This is a genomic window from Mycolicibacterium rhodesiae, assembly GCF_002086695.1.
Lineage (GTDB): Bacteria > Actinomycetota > Actinomycetes > Mycobacteriales > Mycobacteriaceae > Mycobacterium > Mycobacterium rhodesiae.
Genome location: NZ_MVIH01000001.1, coordinates 441,871 through 452,955, shown reverse-complemented (window position 1 = coordinate 452,955; position 11,085 = coordinate 441,871). Strand labels below are relative to the sequence as shown.

Annotated in this window: 14 protein-coding genes; 7 read left to right on the top strand and 7 right to left on the bottom strand. The window is 67.8% G+C overall.

All coding sequences use genetic code 11. The annotated features are described in order from the left end of the window. Positions 1–68: 68 nt before the first annotated feature. Positions 69–338, bottom strand: coding sequence for a 30S ribosomal protein S15 (rpsO, locus tag BST42_RS02195; protein ID WP_083116906.1), 270 nt, complete (start codon positions 336–338; stop codon positions 69–71). Positions 339–503: 165 nt separating this feature from the next. Here rpsO and BST42_RS02190 point away from each other — a divergent pair, with 165 nt between their 5' ends. Further along, positions 504–842 (top strand): ArsR/SmtB family transcription factor, encoded by a 339-nt coding sequence (locus BST42_RS02190; protein ID WP_083116905.1) that lies wholly within the window; start codon positions 504–506, stop codon positions 840–842. A gap of 3 nt (positions 843–845) precedes the next feature. Continuing rightward, positions 846–1,331 carry an SRPBCC family protein gene (locus BST42_RS02185; RefSeq protein WP_083116904.1) on the top strand — a complete coding sequence of 162 codons (486 nt, stop codon included), beginning with the start codon at positions 846–848 and terminating at the stop codon, positions 1,329–1,331. A 6-nt stretch (positions 1,332–1,337) separates the two neighbouring features. Here the strand turns inward: BST42_RS02185 and BST42_RS02180 are convergent, their stop codons facing one another. Continuing rightward, a complete protein-coding gene (locus tag BST42_RS02180) occupies positions 1,338–2,315 on the bottom strand; it encodes a bifunctional riboflavin kinase/FAD synthetase (RefSeq protein WP_115319438.1) in 978 nt (325 codons plus the stop codon). An 80-nt stretch (positions 2,316–2,395) separates the two neighbouring features. On the opposite strand from BST42_RS02180, the gene mntR reads away from it, so the two are divergent. Beyond that, on the top strand, positions 2,396–3,100 hold the full coding sequence (gene mntR / locus BST42_RS02175) for a manganese-binding transcriptional regulator MntR (RefSeq protein ID WP_083116902.1): 705 nt from the start codon (positions 2,396–2,398) through the stop codon (positions 3,098–3,100). Positions 3,101–3,115: 15 nt separating this feature from the next. Here mntR and truB read toward each other — a convergent pair whose 3' ends face one another. Genes truB through pptH form a run of 3 tightly spaced genes read right to left on the bottom strand, consistent with a single transcriptional unit; the run spans position 3,116 to position 5,606 of the window. Continuing rightward, positions 3,116–4,009 (bottom strand): tRNA pseudouridine(55) synthase TruB, encoded by an 894-nt coding sequence (gene truB, locus BST42_RS02170; protein ID WP_083116901.1) that lies wholly within the window; start codon positions 4,007–4,009, stop codon positions 3,116–3,118. Next, positions 4,006–4,674: a 4'-phosphopantetheinyl transferase PptT gene (pptT, locus tag BST42_RS02165; protein ID WP_083116900.1), complete on the bottom strand. Its 669-nt coding sequence runs from the start codon at positions 4,672–4,674 to the stop codon at positions 4,006–4,008. Before pptT ends, truB begins: the two co-directional genes overlap by 4 nt. Next, positions 4,671–5,606, bottom strand: coding sequence for an ACP phosphodiesterase PptH (gene pptH, locus BST42_RS02160; RefSeq protein WP_083116899.1), 936 nt, complete (start codon positions 5,604–5,606; stop codon positions 4,671–4,673). Before pptH ends, pptT begins: the two co-directional genes overlap by 4 nt. 47 nt (positions 5,607–5,653) lie before the next feature. On the opposite strand from pptH, the gene BST42_RS02155 reads away from it, so the two are divergent. After that, positions 5,654–7,432: a CocE/NonD family hydrolase gene (locus BST42_RS02155; protein ID WP_083116898.1), complete on the top strand. Its 1,779-nt coding sequence runs from the start codon at positions 5,654–5,656 to the stop codon at positions 7,430–7,432. Here the strand turns inward: BST42_RS02155 and BST42_RS02150 are convergent. After that, positions 7,343–7,888, bottom strand: coding sequence for a DUF1802 family protein (locus BST42_RS02150; RefSeq protein WP_083116897.1), 546 nt, complete (start codon positions 7,886–7,888; stop codon positions 7,343–7,345). The two genes, BST42_RS02155 and BST42_RS02150, sit on opposite strands and share 90 nt — an antisense overlap. Next, a complete protein-coding gene (locus BST42_RS02145; RefSeq protein WP_083117242.1) occupies positions 7,885–8,148 on the bottom strand; it encodes a DUF2277 domain-containing protein in 264 nt (87 codons plus the stop codon). The genes BST42_RS02150 and BST42_RS02145 overlap by 4 nt, the downstream gene beginning before the upstream one ends. A gap of 176 nt (positions 8,149–8,324) precedes the next feature. Between BST42_RS02145 and BST42_RS02140 the strand changes: the two genes are divergently transcribed. The 3 genes from BST42_RS02140 (at position 8,325) to BST42_RS02130 (ending at position 11,085) form a co-directional block, all read left to right on the top strand. Continuing rightward, the gene (locus tag BST42_RS02140; RefSeq protein ID WP_165760758.1) at positions 8,325–8,843 is read left to right on the top strand and encodes a helix-turn-helix domain-containing protein; all 519 of its coding nucleotides are present in this window, start codon (positions 8,325–8,327) and stop codon (positions 8,841–8,843) included. Between the two features lie 133 nt (positions 8,844–8,976). Next, positions 8,977–10,305, top strand: coding sequence for a hypothetical protein (locus BST42_RS02135; protein WP_083116895.1), 1,329 nt, complete (start codon positions 8,977–8,979; stop codon positions 10,303–10,305). A 21-nt stretch (positions 10,306–10,326) separates the two neighbouring features. After that, positions 10,327–11,085 (top strand): enoyl-CoA hydratase, encoded by a 759-nt coding sequence (locus tag BST42_RS02130; protein ID WP_083116894.1) that lies wholly within the window; start codon positions 10,327–10,329, stop codon positions 11,083–11,085.

Below are 11,085 nucleotides of genomic sequence, written 5' to 3'. Positions count from 1 at the left end.
ACCGCACCCGTTGTTCGAGCCGCAATCCGGCTCGCAACGCCCCTATGTTACACGGCGGGTCGTGCGCCTCAGCGGCGCAGACCGAGCCGCTCGATCAGTGAGCGGTAGCGCGCGACGTCCAGGTCGGCGACGTACTTGAGCAGCCGGCGACGGCGGCCGACCAGCAACAGCAGACCGCGCCGCGAGTGGTGGTCGTGCTTGTGCTGCTTGAGGTGCTCGGTGAGATCGACGATGCGCTTGGTCAGCAGCGCCACCTGGGCTTCCGGCGAACCGGTGTCGGTCTCGTGCAGACCGTACTGGCCCAGGATTTCCTTCTTCTGCTCGGCGGTAAGCGCCACGAAAACATCTCCATCAATCGGTGCCGCGAGGAATCGAATACGTGGGCCGCCGCGGACTGCAGCTCACGCCAGAACGACGACTTTACCAGCGCACACGTCGTGAATCGAAATCGCCGAGGGCCCACCCCTTGACAACATACAACCATTTGGTTGTATGTTGGATCGGTGACCGTAGCTGCCGAAGACCGTGCGGACGCCCTGTTCCACGCTCTCGCCGACCGGACCCGTCGCGACATCATGCGCCGGGCACTGGCCGGTGAGCATTCGGTGTCCGCGCTCGCGCTGAAGTACGACATGAGCTTCGCCGCAGTGCAAAAACACGTCGCCGTCCTGGAGAAGGCCGGCCTGCTCACCAAGCGACGCCACGGCCGCGAGCAGTTGGCCAGCGGTGACGTCACCGCAGTGCGGTCCGTGGCGGCGATGCTCACCGAACTGGAAGAGGTCTGGCGCGGCCGCGTCGGCCGTATCGACGACCTCATCGCATCCGAGAAGAAGGAGGACTAGCTGATGCCTGTCACCGACGTGAAGCATGATCCGGAGAACCTGACGCTGACCATCACCGCTGACTTCGCGGCACCGGTGCAGCGGGTCTGGCAGATCTACGCCGACCCTCGTCAGCTGGAGAAGGTATGGGGGCCGCCGTCGCATCCGGCGACCTTCGTCGACCACAGCCTCACCCCCGGCAGCCGGGTCACCTACTTCATGACCGGCCCGGACGGTGAGAAATACGCCGGGTACTGGGACATCACCAGCGTCGACGAGCCGACGAGCTTCGCATTCCGGGACGGGTTCGCCGACGCGGACCTGAACCCGAACCCCGATATGCCGGTCTCGGAGAACGTCTACACCTTCACCGAACACGACGGCGGCACGCGCGCGGTCTACGTCAGCACATTCGCCTCCGCCGAAGGGCTGCAGCAGGTACTCGACATGGGTGTGGTCGAGGGCTCCACGTCGGCGATCAACCAGATCGACGAGCTGCTGGCGTCTTGAAGGCGGTCAGTCCTGCGCGGACAGGATCGCCCGAGCTTTCTCGGTGTCCTTGCCCATCGCCTGGATGAGGTCATCCACCGAATCGAATTTCAGCTGCCCACGCAGTCGGGCGACGAAGTCGACCGCAACATGCTGGCCGTAGAGGTCGGCGGCGGTGTCGAGGACAAACGCCTCCACGGTGCGGGTGCGCCCGGAGAACGTCGGGTTGGTGCCCACCGACACCGCGGCCTGATACCGCTCCCCCGGAATCACCGAACCGGTCACCGGGCCGTGGCCCAGCACGGTGAACCACGCCGCATACACCCCGTCGGCGGGAATCGCGGAGTACATCGGCGGCGCGACGTTCGCGGTCGGGAAGCCCAGCACCCGGCCACGGCCGTCGCCGCGCACCACCACGCCCTCGACGCGATGCGGGCGGCCCAGCGCCTCGGCGGCCGTCACCACGTCGCCGGCGTCGACGCAGGACCGGATGTAAGTCGATGAGAACGTGACGGTTTCGCTCTGGTGGTGTTCAGCGACCAGCGACAAGCTCTCGACGGCGAAGCCGAAGCGTTCACCTGCCTTGCGCAAGGTGCCGACGTTGCCGGCCGCCTTCTTGCCGAAGGTGAAGTTCTCGCCGACGATCACCTCGACGACGTGCAACCGCTCCACCAGCAGTTCGTGGATGTAGCGCTCCGGGGTGAGCTTCATGAAATCGGTCGTGAACGGCACCACCAGGAAGACGTCGATGCCCAATTCCTCGGCCAGTTCGGCGCGCCGGGTCAACGTGGTCAGCTGTGCCGGATGGCTCCCCGGGAAGACCACTTCCATGGGGTGCGGGTCGAACGTCATCAACACCGTCGGGACCCCGCGCGACCGGCCGGCCTTGACCGCTCGGCCGATCAGCTCCGCGTGCCCGCGGTGCACACCGTCGAAGACGCCGATGGTCACCACGCATCGGCCCCAGTCCGAGGGGATCTCGTCCTGTCCGCGCCACCGTTCCACGACGGCAAGCCTACGGCGCGCCGAGCCGTCCGGACACGCCAGATCCCCAGATCAGGTGATGATTGCCTAAACTTTTGGATGTGAGTCCTGACGACAACCCCAACCCCGGGGTACACGACCTGACAACGGTCGCCCAGGACTACCTCAAGACGATCTGGTCGGCCCAGGAGTGGTCGCTCGACAAGGTCAGTACCAAGCTGCTCGCCGAGCGCATCGGGGTGTCGGCCAGCACCGCCTCGGAATCGATCCGCCGGCTCGCCGACCAGGGCCTGGTGGACCACGAGAAGTACGGAGCGGTCACGCTGACCGAACGCGGACGGCTCGCGGCGCTGGCGGTGGTCCGGCGACACCGGCTGTTGGAGACGTTCCTGATGCGCGAGCTCGGCTACAGCTGGGACGAGGTGCACGACGAGGCTGAGATTCTCGAGCACGCCGTCAGCGACATGATGCTCGACCGCATCGACGCCAAACTGGGTCATCCCGTTCGCGACCCGCACGGTGACCCCATCCCGACCGCCGACGGCCGGGTCCCCACTCCGCCTGCCCGGCAGCTGTCCGCATGCGTCGATGGCGAACTCGGCACCGTGGCACGGATTTCCGATGCCGACCCGGAGATGCTGCGCTATTTCGACACGGTCGGCATCAGCCTGGACTCGCGGCTTCGGGTGCTCGCGCGGCGCGACTTCGCCGGTGTCATCTCGGTATCGGTGGAAGCACCGGACGGCGCGGCCAACACTGTGGATCTGGGAAGTCCTGCCGCACAGGCCATTTGGGTCGTCGGCTAGTTCCCGCGCCGGCGACTACAGCGTGGCCGGCCGGATCACCACGACTGATCTCGTCCGACTGCCCTTGTCCTCCAGCAATGCGATGACGCGGCGCTCGGGATCCGTTGCGGCATAGACCCCGTCGATTCCCGCCGCGCTCAGTGGCCGCCCGTGGCTGGCGTCCTCGGCCTCGGCAGCGGTGATGTCGCGGCGCGGGAACGCCAGAAGGCACGCCTCGTCAAGCGAGTAACTCAGCCGCGGATGTTCGGCTAGTTCGTCCAGCGACCGGGCGTGGTCGAGCCCGTAACCGCCAACGCGGGTGCGGCGCAAGGCCGTCAGATGCCCACCGACACCAAGTGCATCACCGAGGTCGCGGGCCAGTGCCCGGATGTAGGTACCCGACGAGCAGTCCACCGCGACGTCGAGGTCCACGAACGCGCCATCGCGCCGGACCTCGCACACGTCGAACCGATCGATGCGCACGCTGCGCTCGGCCAGCTGCACGTCCTGGCCCTCGCGTACCAGTTGGTAAGCCCGCTTGCCGCCGATCTTGACCGCACTGACCGCGGACGGCCGCTGCGAGATGTCGCCGCGCAGGTCCGCGATACCGGCGTGGATCTGTTCGTCGGTGATATCGGCCGCGGAAACATCGTGCAGCACTTCACCTTCGGCGTCATCGGTAGTGGTCGACCGGCCCAGCCGGATGGTTGCGGCATAGGACTTCGAGGTGGCGGTCAGCAGCCCGAGGATCTTGGTGGCCCGCTCGATCCCGATGACCAGCACGCCGGTGGCCATCGGGTCCAAGGTGCCGGCATGACCGACCTTGCGGGTTCCGAAGATCCGCCTACAGCGGCCCACCACATCGTGACTGGTCATACCACCGGGCTTGTCGACGACGACGATCCCGGGCTCCGGTGCGCCGGACGTCACAACACGATCGCCGTCAGCACCAGGCCACCGCCCACCGACCACCGGCCGGCCAACTCGGTCAGCGGCGGGCCGGAGCGCGCGGCCGGGTCGATCAGGATCCGCGACACGAACGTCCCGGTGACGCCGGACGGATCGACACCGAACGTGATGTGGGCATCTTCGAACCCCAGCCAGCGCTCGGTCAGCGGGAACCACACCTTGTAGGTTGCTTCCTTGGCGCAGAACAAGATTCGATCCCAATGTAGTCCACCAGGAAGGGCACCCAGCTCATATCGCTCGGCGGGAAGGCTGACCGCGTTGAGCACCCCGTCCGGCAGCACGCCGTGCGGTTCGGCGTCGATGCCGACCGAGCGGACCGCCGTCGTGCGCCCGACCACCGCGCCCCGATAGCCCTGGGTGTGCGTCAGGCTGCCCACCACGCCGTCGGGCCAGCACGGCTCACCTTTCTCCCCTTTGAGGATCGGTGCCGGCGGGATCCCGAGCTGCCCCAACGCCACCCGCGCGCAATGGCGGACGGTGATGAATTCGTTGCGCCGCTTGGCCACCGACTTCGCGATCAGCGGCTCTTCCTCGGGCAGCGGAGCCAAATCCGGCGGATCGTCGTAGGTCTCAGCGAACACCAGACCGTCGCGGTCGGGCAACACCGCCCGCATGAGCTCGCTCATTCGCGCCGGCTTCGCAGCCGCTCGCGGAGCTTCGTCGACTGTTCCTTCATCTCCTCGGTGATGACGAAGTGGCCGCCGAAATCGTTCAGGTAGCCCGGCGCGTACTGCGGGTCGGGCAAGATCTGGCGCAGCCAGCGATAAGGCTTGCGGCGCCGCCACTCTCGCGGATAGCCGACGGACACCTCCTCGAAGCGCACGTCGTTGTACCAGGTGGTCCGCGGGATGTGCAGGTGGCCGTACACCGAGCAGACCGCGTTGTAGCGGGTGTGCCAGTCGGCGGTCTCGGTCGTGCCGCACCACAGCGAGAACTCCGGGAAGAACAACACGTCGCAGGGCTCGCGGCGCAACGGGAAGTGATTCACCAACACCGTTGGCGTCATCCAGTCGAGCTCGTCAAGCCGAGCCTTGGTGTGGCGCAGCCGATCCCGGCACCATACGTCGCGGGTGGCGTAGGGCTCACTGGACAGCAGGAACTCGTCGGTGGCCACCACATTGCGTTCCCGGGCGATCGCCAGGCCCTCGGCCTTGGTCGTCGCGCCTGGAGGCAGAAATGTGTAGTCGTAGAGCAGGAACATCGGCACGATGGTCGCCGGCCCACCCTGCTCGGTCCACACCGGAAACGGATGTTCGGGGGTGACGATGCCCATCTCGTCGCACATGTTGACCAGGTAGTCGTAACGGGCCCGGCCGAACACCTGGACCGGGTCCTTTCCGGTGGTCCACAGTTCGTGGTTGCCCGGCACCCAGATCACTTTGGCGAAGCGCCTGCGCAGCAGATCCAGCGCCCAGCGGATGTCGTCGGTGCGCTCGGCGACGTCACCGGCGACGATCAGCCAGTCGTCCGGCGTCGAGGGATATAGCGATTCGGTGACCGGCTTGTTGCCGGTGTGACCCGTATGAAGGTCACTGATCGCCCAGAGCGTGGGTGCCACAACACGCCAGCCTACTTGCGCACGTCACGCCGCCCCAGTTCCGGGTGATGAAGCCCACCGTTGGAACAAGCCGGCTACGCACTACATATTCTGAACGCGTGCGCAGCAGTCGGGTTCGGAAGATTGTCGACCGATCCCTTTCCCGCGCGCTTCGCATCACGGCGCCGACCACGGACTATGCCGTGCATCGCGGCGTCGAGGTGCCGATGCGCGACGGCGCGATCCTGCGCGCCACCCACTACGCGCCCACCAGCACACCGCTGGGCACGATCCTGGTCCGCTGCCCGTACGGCCGAGCCTTCCCGTTCTCCCTGGCCTACGCACAGCTCTACGCTGCCCGCGGCTATCACGTCCTGCTGCAGAGTGTTCGCGGCACATTCGGCTCCGGCGGCGAGTTCGTGCCGATGGTCCACGAAGCCGACGACGCCGCCGACACCGTGGCCTGGCTGCGCCACCAGCCGTGGTTCACCGGCACCTTCGCCACCATCGGGCTGTCCTACCTGGGCTTCACCCAGTGGGCGCTGCTGTCGGACCCGCCGCCGGAGTTGGTCGCCGCGGTGATCACCGTCGGCCCGCACGACTTCCACGCCTCGTCGTGGGGCACCGGCTCGTTCTCGCTGAACGACTTCTTGGGCTGGTCGGACATGGTCGGTCATCAGGAGCAAGCCAACCTGCGCCGGCTGGCCTTCCAGACCCGTGCGGCGCGCCGGCTCGAACAGGCCACCCTGGGGTTGCCGCTGGGGGCCGCCGGTCGCGATCTGCTGGGGTCCGCATCACCGTGGTACGAGTCGTGGATCGACCATCCCGACGCCGACGACCCGTTCTGGGACACCATGCGGATGACCGCCGCTCTCGACCGCTGCGAGGTGCCGGTGCTGTTGCTCAGCGGCTGGCAGGACCTGTTCTTGGAGCAGACCCTCACGCAGTATCGCCACCTGCGCGGGCGTGGGGTCGACGTCGCGATGACGATCGGGCCGTGGACGCACACCGACATGATGATGAAGGCGGGGGGCACCGCCACCGCCGAGACGCTGGACTGGCTCGGTACGCATCTGGCCGGTGCTCCCGCCAGCGCCCGGCGCAGCCCGGTGCGGGTGTACGTCGCCCATCACGGCTGGATCGAGCTGCCGGACTGGCCGCCGCCCACCGGCACAGGCGTGATGTACCTGCAGCCGGGCGGGCGGCTCGCCGCCACCGCTCCACCGGCCGACTCCGCCCCATCGACGTTCCGTTACGACCCCGCTGACCCGACCCCGACGGTCGGCGGCCGCCTGCTGTCACAGCTGAGCGGCTACCGCGATGACGCACCGCTCGCCGAGCGCGCCGATGTGCTGAGTTTTACCAGCGGCCCGCTGGACGCCGATCTGTATGTGTTCGGTGAGCCGGTGATCGAACTGGCCCACCACGCCGATATCGATCACGTCGACGTGTTCGTACGCGTCAGCGAGGTCGACGCGCGCGGGCGCTCCCGCAACGTCAGCGACGGCTACCGGCGGCTCACGGCCAGGACACCCGGGCCGACTCGCGTCGAACTCGACGCGGTCGCGCATCGCTTCGCCGCCGGAACCCGGATCCGGGTGCTCATCGCAGGCGGCTCGCACCCGCGGTACGCCCGCAATCTCGGGACCGGCGAACCAGTGCTCACCGGAGCACGGATGGTCCCTTCGCAGCACACCGTGCACCACGGGGCGGGTGGGTTGTCCATGCTGCTCCTGCCCGCGTCGGCGGACCTGCCCTCAGGCGACGGCAGCGCGAACGCGGGCGGCGATTCCGGCGAGGGCGGCGGCGTCGTGCACCGGGGCGCCGACCGCGGCGGTCGCGGGTAGCTGCACCCAGCTGGTGCAGCCACGGTACTGCGGTTCCCGCGGCAACCGGATCGCCTCGGCGAGCGGAAAGGCCTGGACCACCAGCACGGTCAACTGGTGACGGGGCCGGAAGTCCAGCCGGTCGGCCTGCACCGATTCGGCGGTCCAGATGTGCAGGTCCTCGATGTCGGTCAGCCCCTGCGGTTCGGAAACAGCAACGGCGGCAACTACTTTGGCGGCGGCCCTGATGACCACATGATCATCGGCACTGTCCGGTTCCGCCCCGGCAAGTAAGTCCCGATGTTCCGGGCGTACTCGTTCGGCATGACTGTGCGCGACGGTGGGGAACAGCAAGAACTCCTCGGCCGCGACAGCGAACCGCTTCTCGTGGATACCGCCCTTACGCAGCAGCACGGTCTGCCTGCCGTCCAGCAGTGCGTGCACCGCCGCGCTCCACTCCTTGAGCGCAGTGGTCATGTCGCAAGCCGCGCCCGCACTTCGGGGCGCCGCAGCGGCGGAATGGTTTTCGGTGGCTGACGCCGGGCGGGCAACCCGTCCAGCAGCCGGGTCGTGGTGGCCGCGACCTCGGCGACCGCGATCTCGAAGACTTCGGCAACAGCATCAGACGGCCGGGTGATCCCGCTGACCTTGCGCACATACTGACGGGCCGCCGCCGTGATCTCTTCCTCGGTCGCCGCCGGTTCCAGGCCACGCAACTCGGTGATGTTTCGGCACATGACACCCAGCATGCCCGCCTTCACCCCGGACTTCACGGCCGAAGTGCTGATCGGATTGATATCCGGCACCCATCTGGCTCACACGTTCGCGATCTAGCCTGGCCGCCGAGCGTGTCGAATTCGTGTGACGAGAAGGGTGCACCATGACCGCGGGAGTGGCGTCACCTCGGCCTCGAGTGACTAAGCGGGCGGTCGGCCGGCCGCGCGGCTCGAACACCGATGCGCGACGCGAGATGATCATCACCGCCGCGATCCGGGTCTTCGCCTACCGCGGATATGACGCCGCCACGGTGCAAGAAGTCGCCGATCTCGTCGGCATCACCCGACCGGCGATACACCACCATTTTCCGGGCAAAGCGCCGCTGTACCGGGCCGCGCTGGACCGGGCCTATGACATCGCCATGACGCCGGCCGGCATCGGAGCGGAGCGGTTCACCAGCCCCGACCATGACGAATTACGCATGGGCTGCGCACTTTTGGGAACGTCGCTCGCACACTCACACCGAATCGCCGACGTCGCACCCCGCATCACCGGCGTCTCGGCCGACCTGCGGCGAATGTGCGCCCGGTCAGTGGGCCCGCACGATGGCGCGGATCAGGTGGATGCCCTGATCACCACGATCGTCGGCCGATGGGTACTGACCGCGTGCGAGCTCACCTGGATCGATCTGCAGATGGACGTAGACGTGCTGTGAGCAAACTCCCGGCTGCCGGTTCGGCACGGTTGCGACCCAAGGACGCTGCGCGGGAGTAGATTTGCGCCTGGTCTGATGAGTGCGTCACGCAGGCCGCAGTGCATGCGACGAAGGGTTGGAGGTCCCGTTGCGAATGCGACGATGGGGCCGAACCCTTTCCGCTGTCGCTCTGCTCGCCGGCGCGGCTGTCGTCCCGGCCTGCGGCGGTCCCGGCAACCTCACCGAGATCGCCAACAACCTCCAGTCTGAGCTGATGTCCATGCCGGGAGTGACCGACGCGTGGGTCTATCACGACCAGAGCTACGCCGAAGGCATCGTCTTCACCGTCGCGGTCGACGTCCCCGACGCGACTCGGTCTCAGCTGGTCGCGGTGGCGGACAGGATCGCCGAGACCCCGATCAGTCTGGTCTCGAATTACATCGAAGACGTCGAGTTCTGGGTGACGCCCGACAAGCCCGTGACGGTCAGACGGCAGTCGCACCTCGATTCCGCGCAGATCGCCGACGATGCAGAACGATTACGGATGATCGCCGCGCACACCGACGGCAGGATCGACTGGTTCCGGGACGACGACGATGCCAACCAACTGGCGGTCACCGACAGCCACACCGCGGGATCCGACCTCCTCGACACCGTCCGGCGAACCGCGGGCGACACCGGCCTGACGTTGACGGTGTCGCCGGCGTCGCCCTCGCCAAGGACACCGCGGATGCGGGTGTCGTTCCCGCTCACCGCCGAGAGCCGAAACTCGGTCGGGCAGTTCCTCGACACCGTCCCGGTCGATGTCTTCGGAGTGCGGATCGACGACGGTGGCGTCCGCGTGCTGCAGGCCATGGTGCCCGCCGACCCGGCCGTCGCCGAGCAGAAACTGTCCGCTGTCATCCAGGAGAGCAAAGCTGTCACGGCAGGCCCGATGTGGTTGGCGTGGTACGTCCCCAGTGCACTCGGCGGCGTACCGATGTTCGGCGGCGTCGTCGAAGTTCACGACTGTTCGGTTACGGCAGCGGCGATTCATCAGGCGTCCCTGCGCTCGGAACACCAACCGGGTCCCTCGTTGCAGGACCGTCTGCAGTCCATGATCGACACCTGCGCGGCGCCGGCGCAGATCGGCGCCGCCGCGGCCGTGCCATCGACCGGCCAGCCTAACTCTGACTCTGCCTCTGCCTCTGCCCCAACAACATTGGTTGATCGTCAGGCGCCCGACCGGGCACGCGTCCCCGATGCCGTCGCCGTCGCCGTCGCTCCGGCACCGAGCGGCAGCACAGCCCACCGCACCTCGCCCGCGGGGGCCATGCCGCCCCTGCCTGGACGAACCGCCGCGGTGCCCCCGCGCCCGGCGGCGGCCGTCAATCCAGGGGCGCCGCAGCCCGATAGCGGTCCGGCCGTCACCACCGGCGGTTCACCGCATCCCGCGACGGCACCTCATCGCCCGACGAGCCGGAGCGCACGCCCGGGTCGTTAGGGGTGCCGATACGGTGTCCGTATGACCGGCGACGACATCCTTCTCATTGAGACCACCGACCGCGTCCGCACGGTGACGCTGAATCGGCCCAACTCGCGCAACGCGCTGTCGAGCGCGCTGCGCAGCCGTTTCTTCAGCGCGCTGCGCGACGCGGACGCCGACGACGGCGTCGACGTCATCATCGTCACCGGCGCCGACCCGGTGTTCTGCGCGGGGCTGGACCTCAAGGAGCTCGGGGACACCACCGAACTGCCCGACATTTCCCCCAAGTGGCCGCCCATGACCAAGCCCGTCATCGGCGCGATCAACGGCGCTGCGGTGACCGGCGGACTCGAACTCGCGCTGTACTGCGACATCCTGATCGCCTCCGACAACGCCCGCTTCGCCGACACCCACGCCCGGGTCGGGCTGCTGCCGACGTGGGGCCTGAGCGTGCGGCTGCCGCAGAAGGTCGGCGTCGGAATGGCCCGGCGGATGAGCCTCACCGGGGATTACCTGTCCGCTGAGGACGCGCTGCGAGCCGGCTTGGTGACCCAGGTCGTCGCCCACGATGAGCTGCTCCCCACCGCGCGGGCGGTGGCCGCCTCGATCGTCGGCAACAACCAGAAGGCCGTGCGCGCCCTGCTGGCGTCGTATCACCGCATCGACGAGGACCAGACCGGCTCGGGTCTGTGGATCGAGGCGATGTCGGCACGGAAGTGGATGGCGGCGACGTCCGGTGACGACATCGCCGCCAGCCGCGCCTCGGTGATCGAACGTGGTCGCAGCCAGGTGAAATAG